Annotated in this window: 21 protein-coding genes and 1 pseudogene; 12 read left to right on the plus strand and 10 right to left on the minus strand. The window is 49.9% G+C overall.

The window, feature by feature from the left end; translation table 11 throughout:
* Positions 1-5 precede the first annotated feature (5 nt).
* Together minE and minD are read right to left on the minus strand one after the other, a co-directional pair.
* Positions 6-332, minus strand: a complete 327-nt coding sequence (gene minE, locus AC2JC8_RS07300; RefSeq protein ID WP_484400389.1) for a cell division topological specificity factor MinE — start codon at positions 330-332, stop codon at positions 6-8.
* Positions 333-336: 4 nt separating this feature from the next.
* The gene (minD, locus tag AC2JC8_RS07305; RefSeq protein ID WP_484594439.1) at positions 337-1,155 is read right to left on the minus strand and encodes a septum site-determining protein MinD; all 819 of its coding nucleotides are present in this window, start codon (positions 1,153-1,155) and stop codon (positions 337-339) included.
* 106 nt (positions 1,156-1,261) lie between these two features.
* Here minD and AC2JC8_RS07310 point away from each other — a divergent pair, with 106 nt between their 5' ends.
* The 4 genes from AC2JC8_RS07310 to AC2JC8_RS07325 are packed head-to-tail and all read left to right on the plus strand — an operon-like array spanning position 1,262 to position 3,385.
* A complete protein-coding gene (locus AC2JC8_RS07310) occupies positions 1,262-1,894 on the plus strand; it encodes a phospholipase D-like domain-containing protein (RefSeq protein WP_484594440.1) in 633 nt (210 codons plus the stop codon).
* On the plus strand, positions 1,891-2,268 hold the full coding sequence (locus AC2JC8_RS07315) for a phospholipase D-like domain-containing protein (RefSeq protein WP_484400385.1): 378 nt from the start codon (positions 1,891-1,893) through the stop codon (positions 2,266-2,268). The genes AC2JC8_RS07310 and AC2JC8_RS07315 overlap by 4 nt, the downstream gene beginning before the upstream one ends.
* Entirely contained in the window at positions 2,268-2,831 is a 564-nt protein-coding gene (locus tag AC2JC8_RS07320) for a chromate transporter (protein ID WP_484594441.1), read from the plus strand. The genes AC2JC8_RS07315 and AC2JC8_RS07320 overlap by 1 nt, the downstream gene beginning before the upstream one ends.
* Positions 2,828-3,385 (plus strand): chromate transporter, encoded by a 558-nt coding sequence (locus tag AC2JC8_RS07325; RefSeq protein ID WP_484400383.1) that lies wholly within the window; start codon positions 2,828-2,830, stop codon positions 3,383-3,385. Before AC2JC8_RS07320 ends, AC2JC8_RS07325 begins: the two co-directional genes overlap by 4 nt.
* Here the strand turns inward: AC2JC8_RS07325 and AC2JC8_RS07330 are convergent.
* Positions 3,382-4,029, minus strand: coding sequence for a septum site-determining protein MinC (locus AC2JC8_RS07330; RefSeq protein WP_484400381.1), 648 nt, complete (start codon positions 4,027-4,029; stop codon positions 3,382-3,384). The two genes, AC2JC8_RS07325 and AC2JC8_RS07330, sit on opposite strands and share 4 nt — an antisense overlap.
* A gap of 65 nt (positions 4,030-4,094) precedes the next feature.
* Between AC2JC8_RS07330 and AC2JC8_RS07335 the strand changes: the two genes are divergently transcribed.
* Positions 4,095-4,811, plus strand: a complete 717-nt coding sequence (locus tag AC2JC8_RS07335; RefSeq protein ID WP_484400380.1) for a haloacid dehalogenase-like hydrolase — start codon at positions 4,095-4,097, stop codon at positions 4,809-4,811.
* Here AC2JC8_RS07335 and AC2JC8_RS07340 read toward each other — a convergent pair.
* Positions 4,717-5,973, minus strand: a complete 1,257-nt coding sequence (locus AC2JC8_RS07340) for an HD domain-containing protein (RefSeq protein ID WP_484400379.1) — start codon at positions 5,971-5,973, stop codon at positions 4,717-4,719. The two genes, AC2JC8_RS07335 and AC2JC8_RS07340, sit on opposite strands and share 95 nt — an antisense overlap.
* Entirely contained in the window at positions 5,973-7,211 is a 1,239-nt protein-coding gene (gene ctpZ, locus AC2JC8_RS07345) for a carboxyl-terminal processing protease CtpZ (RefSeq protein WP_484400378.1), read from the minus strand. Before ctpZ ends, AC2JC8_RS07340 begins: the two co-directional genes overlap by 1 nt.
* 66 nt (positions 7,212-7,277) lie before the next feature.
* Between ctpZ and petB the strand changes: the two genes are divergently transcribed.
* Positions 7,278-7,934, plus strand: a complete 657-nt coding sequence (gene petB / locus AC2JC8_RS07350) for a cytochrome b6 (RefSeq protein ID WP_484400376.1) — start codon at positions 7,278-7,280, stop codon at positions 7,932-7,934.
* A 58-nt stretch (positions 7,935-7,992) separates the two neighbouring features.
* On the plus strand, positions 7,993-8,475 hold the full coding sequence (gene petD, locus AC2JC8_RS07355) for a cytochrome b6-f complex subunit IV (RefSeq protein ID WP_484400375.1): 483 nt from the start codon (positions 7,993-7,995) through the stop codon (positions 8,473-8,475).
* A 26-nt stretch (positions 8,476-8,501) separates the two neighbouring features.
* Here the strand turns inward: petD and mtnC are convergent, their stop codons facing one another.
* From mtnC to AC2JC8_RS07375, 4 genes are read right to left on the minus strand one after another with little or no spacing between them, the layout of a single operon-like run.
* Positions 8,502-9,221, minus strand: a complete 720-nt coding sequence (gene mtnC, locus AC2JC8_RS07360) for an acireductone synthase (protein ID WP_484400374.1) — start codon at positions 9,219-9,221, stop codon at positions 8,502-8,504.
* A complete protein-coding gene (gene mtnB, locus AC2JC8_RS07365; RefSeq protein ID WP_484400416.1) occupies positions 9,218-9,805 on the minus strand; it encodes a methylthioribulose 1-phosphate dehydratase in 588 nt (195 codons plus the stop codon). Before mtnB ends, mtnC begins: the two co-directional genes overlap by 4 nt.
* A gap of 54 nt (positions 9,806-9,859) precedes the next feature.
* Positions 9,860-10,726, minus strand: coding sequence for a DNA-formamidopyrimidine glycosylase (locus AC2JC8_RS07370; RefSeq protein WP_484400373.1), 867 nt, complete (start codon positions 10,724-10,726; stop codon positions 9,860-9,862).
* Positions 10,727-10,731: 5 nt separating this feature from the next.
* Positions 10,732-10,941: a photosystem I reaction center subunit IV gene (locus AC2JC8_RS07375; RefSeq protein WP_255133409.1), complete on the minus strand. Its 210-nt coding sequence runs from the start codon at positions 10,939-10,941 to the stop codon at positions 10,732-10,734.
* A 117-nt stretch (positions 10,942-11,058) separates the two neighbouring features.
* On the opposite strand from AC2JC8_RS07375, the gene AC2JC8_RS07380 reads away from it, so the two are divergent.
* Positions 11,059-12,078, plus strand: a complete 1,020-nt coding sequence (locus AC2JC8_RS07380) for a hypothetical protein (protein ID WP_484400414.1) — start codon at positions 11,059-11,061, stop codon at positions 12,076-12,078.
* 88 nt (positions 12,079-12,166) lie between these two features.
* Entirely contained in the window at positions 12,167-13,840 is a 1,674-nt protein-coding gene (locus tag AC2JC8_RS07385) for a RecQ family ATP-dependent DNA helicase (RefSeq protein ID WP_484400371.1), read from the plus strand.
* Positions 13,841-14,337: 497 nt separating this feature from the next.
* Here the strand turns inward: AC2JC8_RS07385 and AC2JC8_RS07390 are convergent, their stop codons facing one another.
* Positions 14,338-15,702 (minus strand): aldehyde dehydrogenase family protein, encoded by a 1,365-nt coding sequence (locus AC2JC8_RS07390; RefSeq protein ID WP_484400370.1) that lies wholly within the window; start codon positions 15,700-15,702, stop codon positions 14,338-14,340.
* A gap of 79 nt (positions 15,703-15,781) precedes the next feature.
* Between AC2JC8_RS07390 and AC2JC8_RS07395 the strand changes: the two genes are divergently transcribed.
* From AC2JC8_RS07395 to AC2JC8_RS07405, 3 genes and pseudogenes are all read left to right on the plus strand, one after another.
* A complete protein-coding gene (locus AC2JC8_RS07395) occupies positions 15,782-16,861 on the plus strand; it encodes an amino acid ABC transporter substrate-binding protein (protein ID WP_484400369.1) in 1,080 nt (359 codons plus the stop codon).
* A gap of 7 nt (positions 16,862-16,868) precedes the next feature.
* A complete protein-coding gene (locus AC2JC8_RS07400; protein ID WP_484400368.1) occupies positions 16,869-17,831 on the plus strand; it encodes an ABC transporter permease subunit in 963 nt (320 codons plus the stop codon).
* Positions 17,828-18,485 (plus strand): annotated as a pseudogene (locus AC2JC8_RS07405) (amino acid ABC transporter permease); the annotation flags it as partial. The gene AC2JC8_RS07400 and the pseudogene AC2JC8_RS07405, both read left to right, overlap by 4 nt.

The following is an 18,485-nucleotide window of genomic DNA, read 5'->3' on the forward strand; positions in this document are numbered from 1 at the left end:
AAATATTATATCTCACCGCTTTCTATCTGTTCCAGCTCAGGGTCTTTCTTGGTAAGGCTCAGTAGAGCGCTTTCCTTTACTCTTCGGATCGGTAGGTTTGCCACTAGCGCAGTGGTGCGCTCCTCTGTTTCCAGCGTTACATCACCACCATCAAGATCCAGCTCCACATATCTACTAACAACCTCCAGAATTTCTTTCCGCATTCGTTGAAGAAGTTCTGGATTTAGATCGCTACGATCATGGGCTAAAACAAGTTGCAGCCTTTGTTTTGCAGTGGCTGCGCTCGCGGGCTGCCGGCCAAGCAATTTATCAATCAAATCAAGTATTGTCATTTCCTTAAAAGATTTTTGTTTGTAATAGTTGCCGCATTTTTGCCCGTAATCCTTTATTCATTTGGCTGGGATCAGGTAGAGGAATAATTTCACCTTGCAAACGTTTTGCGATATTGCGATAGGCAATAGCTGCTGGTGATTTGCCTGCACCAAGAGTTAATGGTTCTCCACGGTTTGTGCTAACTATTACCTGCTCATCTTCTAAAATTAAGCCGATTAATGGAAGTGCGAGAATATCGGTAACATCGGATACGCCAAGCATCTCTTGATTCGCCATCATTTTTGGCCTTACCCGATTAAGCACTAGTTGGATTGGGGTTACTCCCCTTGTATTTAATAAACCAATCACCCTATCTGCATCTCGCACTGCTGATACTTCAGGTGTTGTAACTATAATTGCCTCCTCAGCCGCTGCGGCAGCATTCTTAAACCCATCCTCAATACCAGCGGGTGCATCAATTAAAATTATGTCGAACGTTGGTTTTATTAGTTCTACAATTTTTTGCATATCTTCTGGCTTTAACCATTCAAGCATTCGTGGATTACCAGCAGGAAGCAAGGCGAGATTGGGTTCGAGCTTATGTTTCACCATCGCTTGCTCTAGGCGGCAATTGCCCTGCAGAACCTCTTGGGCGGTGTAAACAATTCTATTTTCTAAACCAAGTAATAAATCAAGATTACGCAAACCAAAATCTGCATCTAACACAGCTGTTTTGATGCCCTGGGCGGCTAGGGCAATGCCAAGGTTTGCGGTGAGGGTGGTTTTGCCAACCCCGCCCTTACCTGAGCAAATAAGAATAGTGCGCGGGGAATGAACGGTCAAGAAATTTAAACAGCCATTTCAAGGCCGTTTGATTGCACCTTGCGAAAATACAGCCGATCCTGGCTTTCCTGTGCAAGCTTGGTGCAGAAATCGGAACGGTTGTTTGATGAATTCAGGCATTTCAAGCATGGGTCATCAGCAAACCCTCCTGGTTATGCCAAATGACGGGGTTGAAGCGGTCCTTAATTTCATTGCCCAGGCCCGCCATGAATTGCGGCTTAAGCAGTTCAAGCTTGAATCCGAGGCCGTTGAAGCAGCACTGCTGCAAGCTCAGGCCCGCGGCGTGCTCGTTCGGGTAATGCTCAACCCCCACACTTCCGGGGGAGATCGCTGGAACGACGCTGCCTTTGAACGATTAAAGGCTGCCGGCATCCACGTAGCCTGGACCAGCGATTCTTTCCCTGTAACCCATGAGAAATCAATAGTTGTTGACAATACCGCTGCTTTAATTTCTACTTTTAACCTTTCTGATAAATACTTTACTGAAACCCGCGACTATGGCGTTATTACTTATGCACAGGTTGCGATCGATCAAGTTATAGCTGGCTTTGAAGCTGATTGGCAGCGAAGTTTCTTCTCTCCTGATTTATCTATAGGTTTGGTTTGGAGTAGTTTTCACAGCCGGGGCCAAATGGCTCGCGTGATCGATGCCGCAAAGGAACGTATCTGGGTGCAGCACCCTAAATATGTTGATTCAGTTATTCTTGAACGCTTGATCACTGCTCGAAATCGGGTGTGAAGGTTAGAGTTCTATGTGGTGGCAAGCATGGCATTTCAGATTGGGATATTTACGATACATTTTCTAGCCTTAGAATTATGGAAGGTGCTGGTGTAAAAGTTCGCCGGCAAAAGCATTTAAAACTACATGTTAAGATGATTATTATTGATACTAAAAGCGCTCTGATTGGTTCAATGAATATAGACCGTAGTGCTTTTGATATTCGGCGTGAATTGGGTATTGAAACCGATGCTCCAGAGGTGATTGCCCGCTGCGTTGAATTTTTTAATTTTGATTGGCAGCAGGCCAGCAAATACAGCCCTCCAGATCCGCTCGATCCTGCTTCCCATGAGCAGGGCGAATTGGCGCCTGATCCCAATTTCATTCACGATTGATGCTTGCCTCTCCCCCTAACCGCAGGGCCCTTTTTGTGGGCATGTTGCAGGTGGCACTCTCTGCTTTTGGCGGTGGCTTATCTGCTTGGAGCCAGCGCATTGTTGTGGAGCAGCGCCGCTGGATGAACAATGAGGCTTTTCTTACGGGCCTTACTGTGGCGCGTTTATTTCCTGGGCCAAATCAGATAAACATGGCTGTTTATATAGGAGCTTTGTTTCGCGGATTAGCTGGAGTGATTGCATCTATTGCAGGAATGTTAATAGTTCCGTTTTGTTTGTTGATGTTGTTGGGCTTGTTTTACTTTAAAAGCCATTCCCTTCCAGCTGTTGATCATGTGCTCACCGGCGTGGTTGCAGCAGCAGCTGGGATGGCCCTCTCTATGGGTTTTAAAATCTTGCATGAATACTGGAAAGATCCTCTCGCCATCTTGCTTGCACTCCTCACATTTTTAGCGTTGCAGGTTGCCCATTTCCAATTGATTCCTGTTGTGTTAGTGGGTGGGAGTGTTGCGGTTGCTCTCTATTGGCCTAGAGCAAAAGGATCAACTCTTGATAAATCATGAGCGGGTTTGATACTTTTTGGCAGGTGATTAAAACCTTCCTTGGTTTATCACTTTTTTCCCTTGGTGGTGGTAATACACTGCTCCAAGAATATCATCATTTATCAGTTGATACCTATCATTGGATTACTAATAATCAATTTGCTGATCTCTATGCCCTGGCGGAAGCTGCCCCAGGCCCGAGTTCCATGATTGTTGGCCTGCTTGGTTTAGGAGCTGGTTGGCCCCACGGGGTTTGGTGGGCGTTAGCAACCGGTGTGGCAGCTGAGCTGGCGGTTTTGTTGCCGTCCACCTTATTGATGGTGGCAGCGGCTTTGAGCTGGAGCAAATTTAAGGATGCCCCTTTGCGTGTCGCACTTGAGCGTGGCTTAGGCCCCATAACTTTGGGTATACTTTTTTCTGTTGGCCTAACGGTTCTGCGCACTGCCGATCATCATTGGCCCGCGTATATTGTTTCATTTATTGTATGTGCTTTTATGTTATTTAGCCGCATATCACCTTTATATTTTATGGCGGTGGCGGGTTTGTTAGGGGGATTGGGCATTATCCAGCGCTAACTTGGCAAAGTTGGTTCAGCTGATTTAATTCTTATTTCTCCATCTATTAATTCAGCCTGTTCGCAATATCCCTCTGCTGGTATTTCTTCTGGGCCTCTTGCAACGGCATCAGCAATGCGCAATTGCAACGGCCGCAATTGTAAGGCGATAATTCGGCTGGCTCTATTGCCACTGCAGCCCGCATGGGCGATTCCCCGCAATCTTCCCCAAATTAGTATGTGTTTCGTGGCAGTTATTTTGGCGCCTGGATTCACATCGCCAAGCACCAACACACTTCCTTCCACTTCCAGATGATCCCCTGCCCTCAAGGTGCCTTGATGCACTTTTAGCTCTGCTTCTTCAACAGGAAAATTAGGCCTATCAGCGCTGGCTATCTCACAATTTAGACCCATTGATTTTGCTGCCACTAATGTTGTGGGAGCTGTGGTTGTTAGGCGTTTAAGTATCAAGCCCTGCTTATTTAAGCGTTGTTGGATCGCCTTAATTAATGGAATATCAAGGGGCCAATCATTGCAATGCAGTTCTATCAACCCGGGAGAGATTTTCGTGCCAAGGGCGTTGTGCACGCTTTCCTTTGGGCATACACCAGGCTGCCAGGCACCCAGTTCAAGGTTATGGGGCCATCCCTCAAAATTGGCTGCCATCAATCGCGCCACCATCTGCGTGTTGCAGCAAAGTTCAAGCTAGTGCCACCCCTTGCTTCTGATCTATGGCAAATCCATTTGCCACTATTTTTTGCGATTTTGATGGCACCATCACCCCTGAGGACACTTTTGATGCAGTGGTAATGGCGGTGGCCCCGCAGGTGTGGATTCCTCTAAAAAGGCAACTTTTTTGCTTTGAAATCACTTTGCGCCAGGGCATGGAGCTCTTAGCAACAGCTCTAACCCCAGATGATCTTGAGCAGATGGTGAACCACATGGGCCAATTTCAACCACGGCCTGGTTTTTTACCTTTTCTTGATGAATTGGAAGCTGCAAAGATTCCGTTTGTGCTTGTTTCTGCTGGGCTTACGCCGCTTGTAGAAAAAGTGATGGCCCCCCATCGCCACCGGTTCCTGCAATTGGTGGCTGCCCATGTAACGAGTCACCCCAGGGAGGGGCTGAGATTTCATAGCGAGTTTTATAGCACTGATGAATTGGTTGCAAAGCAGCAGGTGATTTCAAGATATGGCGGAGGTTTAAATGTGGTTATTGGAGACTCGATCACAGATCTGGGTATGGCCCAGGTGGCTGATCTTGTGTTTGCTCGGGAACCCCTCTGCCATTGGTTGGAGCAGCGCAATATCGCCCATCACCGCTGGCTTGATTTTGATGATGTGAGTGCTGTGCTCAGGGCAAAGGGTTTGCTGCCGGTAATTGACGCCGAAACTCCGCACGCACCTCCCTTGGATGCAAAACCCAGGCTAATTCCTGGGGATGGCTAAGGCTGTTAACCAACGGCGACACCTGCTCAAGTGCCTGTAAGTGTTCGCCATCCCATAGCCTTAAACCCCCCACATAGGGGCGATAGCCAGTGCTGCGTCTTTCTCTAAGGCCGCAACATATTTCTGGGTTCAGGCCCGATTTTGTAGCAAGCCTTTGGGCAAGGGCAAGGGCACCTAAGCGGTCTGCATTTGTTAGGTGGCGCACATCGGTGGCTTGTAGTAGGCGCCTTTCCAGCAAGCGTTGGCAAAGTTCTTGCAATGGTGCCGGCCCTTCTTCGCGCCAGCGCATTAAATGATATCCAGTGCGTAAATCATCATTAGCAATATATTCCTCGCTGTTAATGCTATCGATATGCCAAAGCCATTTGTTCATTATCGAATCAGCGAAAATTTCTGTAGGGCTCAGCCGCCTTGCCTGCACAATAATTTGCTGCAACAACCAGTTGCAAACAATATTTATGCGATGATTGTAGACACTTCCATACATCAAGCTTCGTACTACTAAATAATGTTCAACAGCTGTGCGGCCGCGTGGATGAATTGCTAGTTGGCCATCTGGGGCGATAACTAATGCGCCGATTAGGCGTGAGAGATCCAGCTGGCCGTAGGCGGTGCCGGTGCTGTAGCTATCACGGCGGATGTAGTCGAGGCGATCGCAGTCGAGTTGGCTGCTAACAAGGGCCGCAATAGCTGGATGGGGGGCAGTTCCTTTTTCTAAAAGTTGAGCTACCGCTTCTGCATTGCCAGCTACGCAACTTTCAAGCGGTGCTCGCAGGGTTTGCTGTTCGAGGATTAACCGGGCAGACCAGGTTTCATGGTGCAGCCCAAACATCTCTTCACCGGAATGGCTGAGGGGGGCGTGGCCCACGTCGTGCAGCAGGGCAGCTCCATAAAGCAAGGCTCGATATTGTTCAAGTTCCGGTGTTAAGCGCTCAAGATGCTTTAGGGCGCGGCGAGCCAGTTGCAATACCCCAAGTGAATGGGTGAAACGGCTTGATTCCGCTCCATGGAAGGTAAGAAAAGCAGGCCCTAATTGGCGTATTCGACGCAAGCGCTGGAAGGGTGCGGATTCGATGAGGGCCATCGCCATCGCTTCTGCTGGTATGGCGCTATCGAGCACAATTTCGCCGTGGAGCGGATCGTGATAAGTGCGTCTTGCCATTAGTTGAGCTGAAGCAACAGTTGGCTTGTTGCAGCCTGAAGCCATTGATCTTCATCGCTTCCCATGCTGCTGCCTTTGGGTTCAGGGGTTGATAACAGCTGGTTTGGGCTAAGCCCCACCCCTTGAATTGGGTGGCCATCGGGGGTGAGATAACGAGCCACGGTGATTGCAAGGCCACTGCCATCACCAAGGGCCATCATCGTTTGGATTTCACCTTTACCGAAACTTTGCGCCCCTATTAGTGGGGAGCGTTGATCGTCTTGCAGGGCGCCGGCCAGGATTTCGCTAGCGCTTGCAGTGCCTCCGTTGATCAAGGTCACCATTGGGCCGTTGTAGATGCTGTCAGGGTTTGCCTGGCGCCTCTCGCTGATGCCATTGCGATCTTGGGTTTCCACAATTACTGAACCCGCCAACAAATCGTCTGCCACCGCCAGCCCTGCGGTAACGAGGCCACCAGAGTTATTGCGCAGATCAAGCACTAAGCCTTCAATTGCCTTGGCCTGCAGATCCGTTAGAGCTTCTGCTACGGCATCCGGAACTGTTTCGCTGAACTGACTAATACGTAAATAACCCAAAGTGTGTTCGCCGGCGCGAATTCGGCGGCTACGCACTGGCCTTAGATCCACTGGGCGCCGCTCTAAATCAAGGCTGCGAGCTACACCGCTGGGGCTAATTACCTCTAAGTGCACCGTGCTGCCTGGGGTACCCCTTAAAAGAGCAGCGCTGCCTTCAAGGCCAAGCAGCGTGGTTGCTTCACCATTAATTGAAACAATTTGGGTGCCATCATCGAGGCCGGCATCCGCAGCCGGTGAATCCTCAACTGGAGCAATTACCACCACCTGGGCGGTTTCTGGCTGCAAGGCAAGTTGTAATCCCACTCCGCTAACACTGCCTTTAGTTGCTGCTTCCAGTTGGCTGTATGCCTCCGGGCGCAGCAAACGGGTGTAGGGGTCTTGCAGTGGGGCCAGCATTGCGTCGATGGCGTTATATGCATCGGCGCGGGATTGGATTGATTTTTCCAACGCTTTTTGACGCAACTTGCGCCAGGGCACCCCTTGAAAATCCGGGTCTACATAGGCTTCGTTCACCAGGCGCCACACATCAACTACTAGTGCTTGTTCATCGCTTAAGGCTTGGCTTGGCTCAGTTGCAGTATTCCAGCAGCCGAACCAAAGCAGGAGGCATAAAGCTGAGCGCAGTATTAATGACCGCAGGAGCAGAGGGCGCAAGAAGGTCACAACAGCATCAAGGCGGTCTATAGACTCTCACCTACACCCGATAATGGGCAAACTCTCCTTCGTTGCATGGCGAATCCTTCCCCCGTCTACGACTGGTTCAACGAACGTCTGGAGATCCAAGACATCGTTGACGACATGACATCAAAGTATGTCCCCCCTCACGTAAACATTTTTTACTGTCTTGGTGGTATCACCTTGGTGTGCTTCCTGATCCAGTTTGCCACTGGATTTGCGATGACCTTTTATTACAAGCCAACGGTTGTTGAGGCCTATACCTCCGTTCAGTACTTAATGACTGATGTGAGCTTCGGTTGGTTGATCCGCTCAGTTCATCGCTGGAGCGCCAGCATGATGGTGTTGATGTTGATACTTCACGTTTTCAGAGTTTATTTAACCGGCGGGTTTAAGCGCCCTCGTGAACTCACCTGGGTTACAGGTGTAACGATGGCTGTGATCACTGTTGCCTTTGGTGTAACCGGCTATTCGTTGCCTTGGGATCAAGTTGGTTACTGGGCTGTAAAAATTGTGAGCGGAGTACCTGCGGCGGTGCCAGTGGTTGGTGATTTCATGGTGGAACTCCTGCGGGGAGGCGAAAGCGTGGGGCAGTCAACTCTTACGCGCTTCTACAGCCTTCACACGTTTGTGCTGCCTTGGTTGCTTGCAGTATTTATGCTTTCCCACTTCCTTATGATTCGTAAACAAGGCATCTCAGGCCCCTTATAAGTTGCTAGTTATTTCCTAGGCTTTCTGCAGTTCAGTTCCACTTCACCAAATTTTTACCATGCACGTTCTTAAGGCTCCAGATCTAAGCGATCCAAAGCTGAGGGCAAAATTAGCTAAAGGTATGGGCCACAACTATTACGGTGAGCCTGCGTGGCCAAATGATCTTTTATATATTTTCCCGGTTGTAATTCTTGGCACTATCGCCTGCATAGTTGCCCTCGCAGTGCTTGATCCAGCAATGCTTGGCGACAAAGCCGATCCATTTGCCACCCCCCTCGAAATCCTGCCTGAGTGGTATCTCTATCCAGTCTTTCAGATTCTCAGAGTTGTACCAAATAAATTGCTTGGTATCGCACTGCAAACCATGATTCCACTTGGTTTGATGTTGGTTCCATTTATCGAAAGCTTCAACAAATTCCAGAATCCTTTCCGCCGCCCTGTAGCGATGGCAGCTTTCTTATTCGGTACGTTTTTTACTATCTATCTTGGAATTGGCGCTTGTTTGCCAATCGACAAATCTTTAACATTAGGCTTGTTTTAAGCTTTTAATAAGTATTAATCACCCAATCAATTCAGCGAATTAGTTAATTTTAATTCGCTGAATTTCTTTATTATTTCGTAGCTGTCTTTATTTATTATTTGAACATTTCCTGGCCGCTGGCTTCCGCATACTTGGAGGCCAGCATTTTTTGCTGCTTTTAATTCATCAGGGGCATCACTGATAAACAGAAGATTTGCTGCTGGTATTGCAAGTTGTTTTGCTAAATCAATATAACTTTGGCTATTTACTTTTGAACCAAGGCGGGTATCAAACCAACTTGTGAATAAACCTCGCAAATCACCGGCGATACTATTGCCATATAAAAGCTGTTGCGCTGCGATAGAACCAGAGGAATACACCGCAAGTATTAAGCCTTGCTGGTGCCAAGTTCTTAAAGCACTCTCCACATCATCAAATAAAGGTGCCACGAGGCTGCCGGAGTTGTAGCCCTGCTGCCAGATCAAGCCCTGTAGATCTTTAAGGGGTGTGAATTTACGGTCTTGATCGATTAGCCACTGCAAATAATCTTCAATTTCCTGAGGTGCATCTTTAGCTGTTTCTGCTGTTATTGCTTGTTCCACCTCCTCCCACAAAGCTGAGAGTTGGGGGTCTTGGCGATGCTCCGCAACAAATCCTGGTAGCGCTTGGCGAGCATAGGGAAAGAGACTATTAACAACGAAATCTAGGGGGCAAGTGGTGCCTTCAATATCTAGAACCACACCTTTTAAATTATCAAATCTAATCATGCTTTTATTCCTAAACCTTGAAGTATTAATTGGCGCCACTTTTGCTCGAGAAGGAATTCAATGATTTCTAAATGCCGATTGGCATGAAATAAATCCACCCCCCAGGCATATAGCCCGTGGCCGGCAATTAATATTCCTTGAGGTGCTGTTGCCAGTGGTGCAATTGCCGCAGCGCTTAAACGGGCCAGATTTTGATCATTAGCCAAAATTGGAATTAATACGCTGCTGCTATGGCACTCGATACCTTCTAAGCCTTTAAGCATTTCTAAATCGCTTAATTCCAGCTGGCCTTTGGCTAATGCCCATTGTGATAACAAAGTGCCAGCTTGCGAATGGCTATGGAGCACAGCTCCAGCGCCGCAATGTTTCACAATTGCTAAGTGCATTAATGTTTCTGCGCTGGCTTTACCTTCGCCTTCAACCACTTGGCCATTTTCATCTACGCAAATCAAATCTGTTGCCAATAAATTACCTTTATCAACCCCGCTGGGGGCCATCAATAATTGCAGTGGTTGCCGTTGAATTACGCAACTAAAATTGCCGCCGGTGCCATCACACCAGCCTCTGCTGTGAATAGCCCCCATCACTTTGATAAGGGCTTCTTTGGGATTCAGTGCTGACACTTCAGTGCTGATACTTCATTGTTGACAAGTTGGGCACCAGTGACTGCTTCTGCCCCCCAGTTTGTCGCGCCGCAGGGGGGTTCCACATTTGCGACAGGGTTCACCACCTCTTCTGTACACCCATGCCGCCCCTCCATAGTTGCCGTTATTGCCCTTTAGATCGCGAAAATCACTGAAGCTGGTGCCGCCAACTCCAATACTTGCCTGCAACACCTCTAGCAAGCAGCTATGTAATTGTTTTAGTTGAGTTAAAGAAAGCGTGCCACTGGGATTATGAGGTTGAATGCCAGCTAAAAAAAGGCTTTCATCGGCGTATATATTTCCCACTCCGGCCACCACTGCTTGATCTAGCAAGGCATTTTTGATGGGCCGGCTGGATCCTTTAAAGCGCTGCTTTAAGTAGGTGGCATTGAAAGTGGAATTAAAAGGTTCAGGCCCAAGGCGTTGTAAGCCTGTAATTACTTGTTCTGTGGCTGCCCCAAAAGGCACATACCACAATTCACCAAAGGCGCGTAGATCCACAAAGCGCAGCTCGCGCGCTTCTTGGTGGGGGCCATGGTGACCCCAAAACTGCACCCTTGTGTGAGCGCAAGGCGGTTTTTCCCCTTCTTTTAGCCATTGGAATTGCCCGGTCATGCGCAGATGAGCGCCTAACTCACCGGCGGGGCTGCCCCCCTTTGAAAGCTTTGCCATCAGATATTTACCGCGCCGCTGCCAATCGTTGATTCGGCAACCGCTAAGGGCAGCAGCAAAGCCATCTGGGTCCCCTTTGGGGGCTGCTACCGCGCGGCTGCGCAATACACACACCCTTTGCACCACAAAACCATCCACCTGCTGCTGAAGGCCGCGGCGGACAGTTTCAACCTCGGGAAGTTCTGGCACCCGCCTTAGGCAGGATCGAGCTCAGCTTCTGAAAAGTTGTTTGTGTTTATGCCGCCATCAACGCCGGAGAAACCGTTGTAGTTCACCTTTTCGAAGCGCACCACCACTGGGTAGCGGATGCCTGAGGTGTCTATGGAAGCAACAGTTCCTTCTTCGTTGAACCAGTAAGACTCAGGCCGCTTGATACGCACCTTGTCGCCGCGGGAAATTGCCATCGCAGGGCCAGTGTTAGGGATGTCTCAATGAAATTACCTACTCCAGAGCCCATTGCCGATCTCCCGTCATGATTTGTCGCGGCCTTTGTTTGATTTGTTGTGGCACCAAACCCATCGATGGAAGCACCGGTGCTCCACTTAGATCTGCCTGATCCAAGCCAAGACGACCTCAGCAGCATTGAATTCCATGCCCGCCTTGAGCAGGCCTGGGAGCTATGTGATCGCTTTGACCTTCAAACTGAAATTTGGCGTGGCCGCATTCTTGGCGCCGTTAGAGATCGCGAGAAACGCGGCGGCGAAGGTAGAGGTGCTGGCTTTTTGCAGTGGTTGCGGGAGCAGGAGATCAGTAAAACCAGGGCTTATGGCTTAATTCAGCTCTCGGAATCAGCCGACAGCCTTGTGGGCGGCGGTTTGCTCGAGGAATCCAGCGTTAATAACTTTTCCAAACGCGCTTTTCTTGAAACCGCCCAAGCAGACCCTGAGGTGCAGCAATTGATCAGCGAGGCTGCCAATGAAGGCCAACAAATAACTCGCACCCAGGTGCGACGCCTTAGTGATCAATACACCTCTGCCACCAGTGAACTGTTGCCTCAGATCATTCGTGAACGCACTCAACAAAATCTGCTGCCCCCCAAAGTGGTAGCCCCTTTGGTACGGGAATTAGCCCGCTTGCCTGAATTACAACAGGAAGACCTGCGGCGAGTGTTGCAGGAAGAACCCGAGATTGAACAGATCAAAAACGTAACCCTCACCGCCCGCTGGCTTACTAAGGCCGCAGAAGCTGGTCTTGCGGTGCGGGCTCTGCAACATGAATCCATCGATCTTGAAAAGGCGATGCAAGAGGCCCAGCGCCTAGACATGCTCGGCTTAGTAGCTGATGTAGTGGGTCAGGCCCAGCAGTTGGAGCAAGCGGTGCTCAAACTCCACACCAGCTGGCGCCGGCTTGGCGGTTTGCATGAACGGCTCTGGCTGGAAAGCGGCAGTAGTACTCCCTATTTGCGCAGCCTCTTGCAGGGTTTAGAAACCCTTAGTGGCAGCAACCTTCGGGTATCACTTGGCGAATTGGCCGGTGGAAAAAAACTGAGGCTGCAACTGGTAGAGGAAGCAGCTGATCATTTGGAACCTCCACAGATGTAGAGCACAGATGTAGGGCACAGGTCTAATTACTGATCAAAAACAATGAAATAAGACTTGCTTGGTGTTTTATTGCCGGTATGGTTTGGCTGTGAGCAGATCTAAGAAAGAAGGTTTAGTTATTAGTCCGCCAAGTGCGGATCTATTAATTGAAACCCTACGCAACAGCTTTGGACATACCGATTTTCGACCTGGCCAGAGGGAGGTGGTTGAAGCTTTGCTTTCTGGTCGCGATTGTTTAGCTGTATTGCCAACTGGAGCGGGAAAATCCCTTTGTTATCAATTACCTGCGTTAGTGCGCCAAGCCTTAGTGGTGGTGATTTCACCACTTGTGGCCTTGATGCAAGACCAGGTGGCCCAGCTGCGCCGTAGAGGAATAGCTGCCGCTTGTTTACACGGGGGCCTAAGCCAGGAGGAGCATCAACAGCTGCAGCAGCAGTTGCAACAGCGCCATCTGAGGCTGCTTTATCTGGCTCCTGAACGTTTAAAAGGTGAATCTTGCAGACGATTACTTGAGGAGCTAATCGATCAGGGGCAATTGGTGGCGATAGCAGTAGATGAAGCCCATTGCATCAGTGCCTGGGGCCATGATTTCAGACCCGACTACAGACGGCTTGGCCAATTGCGGCAGCTGTGCCCTGGAGTGCCGCTGGTGGCCTTAAGCGCCACAGCCCCAGCGAGGGTGAGGGCTGATGTGATTCGGCTTTTGGAATTACGGCGCCCCTTAATCCAGGTTCGCTCAGCCAGGCGTCCCAATCTTGTTTATCAAATGTTGTGGCGACCAGAGGATCCCCTTGAGCTAGTATTGGAAAAGGCTCAAGCAGCCCGTGGGGCAGTGTTGATTTACACCCGAACCCGTCGGGGGGTTGAACGCTGGGCAAACCTATTGCGTAAACATAATTTGCCGGTGCTTGCTTATCACGCTGGCATGGATCCAGAAAGCAGGCTGCTCGCCTTACAACAGTTTCAACAGGAGCCACAACCTGTGCTGGTGGCCACTGTGGCCTTTGGCATGGGTGTTGATAGGCCTGATGTGGGATTGGTGTTGCATCTGGAGCTGCCTTCAAGCCCTGAGGGTTATTTGCAGGAATCAGGGCGGGCGGGCCGTGATGGCAAACCGGCTGAGGTGGTGGTGCTGTTTCGCGATGGCGACCGCAGTGGCCTCGCTTGGGCGATTAATGCTGCAAAAGATCCCGACAGCAAGCTGCGTAATCGGTTATCCCACCAGCAATTGCGTTTGATGGAATCGGTGGCTGAAGGAGCTCAATGCCGCCAGCAGGCCCTATTGGCTGCAGTGGGGGAGTTAACTGCCCCTTGCGGCCAGTGCGATCGATGCCGTCGGCCGGTTTCCTTGATTGATGGCAGTTCAGATGCAATTCCATTGCTGAAAGCATTAGCTGCAGCACCAAAAGGTTTGGATAGTGCCGCTTTAGGAGCTGATCTGGCATCTGCAGAAGAGCCGGCGCCCCTATGGCGTTGGCGCCTCAGGCGCCTGGTGGAAGCTGAGTTGGTAGCTGATAACGATTGCGGCAAAAGGCTCTGGCTTAGCGAAGCTGGTGAGAGGTTTCTGCGGCAGCCGCGTCCCCTGCGCTGGCCGCAAGCGCCAGCAGATTTATGGGATCAACCTCTTTGCAGTGACTTATCACGGCATACCGATGCAACTAGGTCTTTTTCAAATTCCTGGGATGGGATTTCCCAAGCTTTCCAAGCTCCTGCCGGACCGGTTACGTTGAGTTTTTTGGCACCACAATTAACTGCTACATAAAGGGGCTGGCCTTCTTTATTGATGCTGGGGGCTACTAGGCTGCCGGCCATGGTGCGCCAGTTGCTCCAATCAACTTGCAAAGGGCCGTAGTAGCGCCAATCAGGATTAGTTGATTTTTTAGCTAACAACAATGGACCAGCTGGTTTAGTTGTTTTTGTGGGAGTTGTTTTGGTTGCTACTGGTGTTGAAGTTGTAATTGGAGTGGCGGCAACTGCTTTAAGGCCTGCAGGCAGTTTTAAGGAGGTGCCAATTTTTACTTTATTTGGATCTTCAATCCCATTAAGTCTGATTAGGTTTGCCACCGGAATCCCGTAGATACGGGCAATAGCAGTAAGAGTTTGCTTTGGTTGCACTACATGAACCGAGTTTTCTGCCCGTAAAGGCAAAGCGGCAACCAGCAGCAGCAAAGCCAATAGTGGAGCTCTCATAGCCAAATAAAGATCAATGGACGCACCTTAATCAAGTTGGCGAGATGCGCCAGTCCCCCTTGCGCTTACTTAATCCAGAAAGCGACGCAGCCAGCTGAGGCGATTGCCGTAAGGGGGATAACGAAAGGGCAGATCAAGCTGAAAGCCGCGTTTTAAAGTTGAACGCAGGTTTGAAAAAGTTTCAAAACCATGGCGCCCGTGGCCGCGGCCCATGCCGCTTGCGCCCACTCCGCCAAATGGGAGGGTGGCAATAAATGCTTGCAGCACCACATCATTGAGAACTACGCCGCCCGATTGGCTGCTGTTTAGTAACAGCTCCTGGGATTTGCGGTTTTGGCTGAACAGATAGATCGCAAGAGGATGTTCTCTTTCGTTCACCAAGGCGATAGCAGAGGCAAGATCAGCCACCTCTAGCAATGGCAGCAGCGGGCCAAAGATTTCTTCCTGCATTATTGGCTGGCTGAATTCGGCTGAAACAAGGGTGGGGGCGAAATAAAGAGTTTTGCGATCCCTTTGCCCACCGCTGAGCAATTGAGTCCCCTCTAGCAGTGCCTCAAGGCGATCGAATTGAGCCTGATTCACCAATCTTCCGTAGCTGGCTGAAAGGCTTGGATTTGAACCAAAAAATGATTCCACTTCAGCTTTTATTGCCTCTTCCAGTGGTTTTCTTATCCCTGCTGTGGCGAGCACGTAATCGGGAGCTACGCAGGTTTGCCCGGCATTAAAAAATTTCCCCCAAGCGATGCGCCGAGCAGTTATTTCAAGATTTGCATCATCTAAAACGATGCAGGGATTTTTGCCGCCAAGTTCCAGGGTTACTGGAATCAATTGCTCTGCGGCTGCAAGCATCACCTGGCGCCCGATCTTGGCTCCACCAGTAAAAAAAATATGATCAAAAGGCAGTTGCAATAACTCCTGAGCGGTGCTTGCCCCCCCTTGCACCAGGGCAACTACGCTGGGATCAAAGTGATTTGCCACTGCTTCTGCTAATAGCGCCGCCACCTGAGCCGTTTGCTCTGAGGGCTTAAGCACCGCTGTATTTCCAGCGGCTAGAGCTGCCACTAGAGGTTTAAACAACAGCATGAACGGGTAATTCCAGGGGCCAAGCACCAATACGCAACCCAAAGGCTCCGGTTGCAACCAAGCTTGAGCTGGTAGATGCACGTAGGGCACAGCCACCGGTTTAGGTGCCATCCAATTACGCAGTTGGCGTTGGGCCAGGTTGAGTTCAGCCCTAACCCCGGAAATCTCTACGTAACCTTCCAGGGCAGGCTTGCCTAAATCAGCGGCAAGAGCTGCTAGCAAAGGCTTTTCAATTGCCAACAGCAATTTTCTTAAGCGTTGCAGTTGATCTAAGCGCCAGGCGTAAGGCCGGCTGTGCCCCTGCTGAACCAGCAACCGCATTGGCGCAATATCAAGAATTTGAACAGCCATAGGGATGAGGGGCGCCTAACGTTTGGAATAATTTTTTAAAAGCGTGGATTACAAAAGAAGCGTGGATTGCGAAAACAGCATGGATTGCGAAAATCCCATTCCTAACAGCCATAAAACCCCAGTTGCATTTCTGCTGATTGGCCTAGTCTTGATTGTTACTGGATGTGGTGGTGCTGAAACTTCCGGAAATGGAAGGTTAGATGTAATCAAAGCGCGAGGCAGCCTCACCTGCGGGGTTGATGGCAAGCTGCCGGGGTTTAGTTATCAGGATAATGCTGGTAAGTATGCGGGAGTTGATGTTGATGTATGCCGGGCACTTGCAGCTGCATTATTTAATGATCCCAATAAAGTTGAGTATCGAGAATTAACTTCCAGCGAGCGCTTTACAGCCCTTGCCAGTGGAGAGGTTGATGTGTTGTCACGTAATACCACCCGCACCCTTAGCAGGGATGCCAAAGGCGGAAATGGCCTCGAATTTGCACCCACAATATTTTTTGATGGCCAGGGGGTGATGGTGCCATTAGCCAGTGGCATAACAAACCTTAAGGATTTGGCTGGCAAAACAATTTGCGTTGAAAATGGCACCACTACTGAATTGAATTTGGCCGATCGCTTTCGGGAGCTTGGCGCGCCATATACACCAGTTAAATATCAAACCGGTGATCAAACCTACGGTGCTTATCTCCAAGGTAGATGCGCTGCGGTAACAAGTGATCGCTCTCAATTAGCCGCGAAAAAAACAAGCTTCCCCGATCCTGCTGCCCATACATTGCTTCCTGATGTACTTAGTAAGGAACCTTTGGGCCCTGTAACTGTAAATAACGATTCCGGCCTCAGTGATGCACTGCGCTGGGTGATTTTTGCCACTATCCAGGCGGAGGAATCAGGTATTGATTCAAATAATCTCAAGCAGAAGTTAGCCTTTGCTAAGGCCAATCCGAATCAGGCTGATCTGCGGCGTTTTCTTGGTGTGGAGGGCGACCTGGGCGAACAGTTGGGGCTAAGCGCAGATTTTGTGCCAAGGGTGATCGCCAGTGTTGGTAATTATGGTGAGATTTATGAACGCAATGTAGGTAAAGCTTCACGGCTTAAGTTGGAGCGGGGTTTGAATAATTCCTATAAAAATGGTGGTCTGATCTATTCACCACCCTTCCGTTGAGTTACTGGTGAGTTTTCCTTTAATGCCGGTGCCATGGTGGCGTGATAATCGCAAGCTGGGGTGGTTGATCCAGCTTGCTGCTGGATTGTTTTTATTGCTAGTGATTGCTTTATTACTAGGCAATTTAGAACGTAATCTCGCCCGTTCTGGCCTGCGGTTAACCCTTGGCTGGTTGAATCAACCAGCTGGTTTTGATATTGCTGAAACCCTTTTGCCCTATCGGGCAAGCGATAGCTATGGCCGCGCTTTGTTGGCGGGTTTTGTTAATACTTTACGGGTGGTACTTTCCGGTTTAGTACTTGCCACTGCCCTAGGTGTGGCTGTTGGTGCCGCCAGCTTTAGTGGCAACCCGTTACTACGCGGTGTTACCAGAGTTTACGTGGAATTGGTTCGCAATATTCCCTTGTTATTGCAATTAGTATTTTGGTACTTTGCCGTTTTTCTTAACTTGCCTTCTGCAGATCAAGCCCTGCAATTACCAGGTCTGCAGCTTGCTAAGAGCGGAATTTATCTATTTGGTGCAGATTTAGTTAACGGGGAATTAGTGGGGGGTCTGAGGCTTTCTTTGGAGCTGGCCGCTCTGTTAACGGGCCTTGTTATTTATTCCGCTGCATTTATTGCAGAGGTGGTGCGGGGTGGAATTGCCTCCGTGCCCCTTGGGCAATGGGAGGCCGCGAAATCCTTGGGTTTAAAGCCTTTGCAAATTTTGCGCCTTGTGGTGCTTCCCCAGGCCTTGCGGGTAATAGTTCCGGGGCTTAATAGTCAATATATTTCACTGGCCAAAAATTCATCATTGGCTGTTGCGATTGGCTATCCAGATCTTTATGCCGTTGCTGAAACGACCTTGAATCAAACGGGCCGCGGCATCGAGGTTTTTCTGTTGTTATTGCTGATTTATTTAATGCTTGATTTAGTGATTTCAGTTGTGATGAATGCCATTGATCGTTTAGTGAGGTTGCAGGAAAGATGAAGCGGCTACCTTTAACATTGAGGCGTCAATTATTTGCAACGCCCACCGATGGCATCATCACCGTTGGTTTGCTCACTTTGCTTTCGTGGGCCGGCTGGGGTGTGCTGAATTGGGCAATTAATAGTGCCCAGTGGTTAGTGGTGCGCGCCAATGCCGCTGCTCTCACCATCGGGCGCTATCCAGAGGCGCAGGAATGGCGCCTCTGGTTGCTTTTGGGCATGCTCACAAGTTTGGCTGGCCTTAGTTGGGGGCGACTGCGGGGCGCCAGCGGCTGGCCCCTCAATGATCGGATCGCAGCTGGTTTGTTGGTGGCACTGGCGGTAGGGGTGCCGCCCCTGCTGGCATTTGGGGCCATAAACCAAATGCGCTTGCTGTTTTTACTGTTGCTTTTGTTGCTTGGGCGGCTGGCATTTAGCCATCGGTTTAGCCAAGCCTCAAGCAAGCGTTTTGGTGATTGGTGGGCCTTGATCTGGGGTGTTGCTTACCTGTTCGGTTTGTGGTTAATCGCCGGAGGCTTGGGATTGCCTGGGGTGCGACCAAGTGATTGGGGGGGCTTGCTGTTCACCTTATTAATTACCAGCCTCACCCTCTTGCTCGCTTTGCCTTTGGGGGTAATCCTCGCGCTTGGGCGCCGTAGTTCCTTACCCCTATTTC

Source organism: Synechococcus sp. (assembly GCF_982614295.1).

Coding starts and splice junctions, on each gene's coding strand:
- minE (WP_484400389.1), bottom strand. CDS start 332: ATGACAATACTTGATTTGATTGATAAATTGCTTGGCCGGCAGCCCGCG.
- AC2JC8_RS07310 (WP_484594440.1), top strand. CDS start 1,262: ATGAATTCAGGCATTTCAAGCATGGGTCATCAGCAAACCCTCCTGGTT.
- AC2JC8_RS07320 (WP_484594441.1), top strand. CDS start 2,268: ATGCTTGCCTCTCCCCCTAACCGCAGGGCCCTTTTTGTGGGCATGTTG.
- AC2JC8_RS07325 (WP_484400383.1), top strand. CDS start 2,828: ATGAGCGGGTTTGATACTTTTTGGCAGGTGATTAAAACCTTCCTTGGT.
- AC2JC8_RS07330 (WP_484400381.1), bottom strand. CDS start 4,029: ATGGCAGCCAATTTTGAGGGATGGCCCCATAACCTTGAACTGGGTGCC.
- AC2JC8_RS07335 (WP_484400380.1), top strand. CDS start 4,095: ATGGCAAATCCATTTGCCACTATTTTTTGCGATTTTGATGGCACCATC.
- AC2JC8_RS07340 (WP_484400379.1), bottom strand. CDS start 5,973: ATGGCAAGACGCACTTATCACGATCCGCTCCACGGCGAAATTGTGCTC.
- petB (WP_484400376.1), top strand. CDS start 7,278: ATGGCGAATCCTTCCCCCGTCTACGACTGGTTCAACGAACGTCTGGAG.
- petD (WP_484400375.1), top strand. CDS start 7,993: ATGCACGTTCTTAAGGCTCCAGATCTAAGCGATCCAAAGCTGAGGGCA.
- mtnC (WP_484400374.1), bottom strand. CDS start 9,221: ATGATTAGATTTGATAATTTAAAAGGTGTGGTTCTAGATATTGAAGGC.
- mtnB (WP_484400416.1), bottom strand. CDS start 9,805: ATGGGGGCTATTCACAGCAGAGGCTGGTGTGATGGCACCGGCGGCAAT.
- AC2JC8_RS07375 (WP_255133409.1), bottom strand. CDS start 10,941: ATGGCAATTTCCCGCGGCGACAAGGTGCGTATCAAGCGGCCTGAGTCT.
- AC2JC8_RS07380 (WP_484400414.1), top strand. CDS start 11,059: ATGGAAGCACCGGTGCTCCACTTAGATCTGCCTGATCCAAGCCAAGAC.
- AC2JC8_RS07390 (WP_484400370.1), bottom strand. CDS start 15,702: ATGGCTGTTCAAATTCTTGATATTGCGCCAATGCGGTTGCTGGTTCAG.
- AC2JC8_RS07395 (WP_484400369.1), top strand. CDS start 15,782: ATGGATTGCGAAAATCCCATTCCTAACAGCCATAAAACCCCAGTTGCA.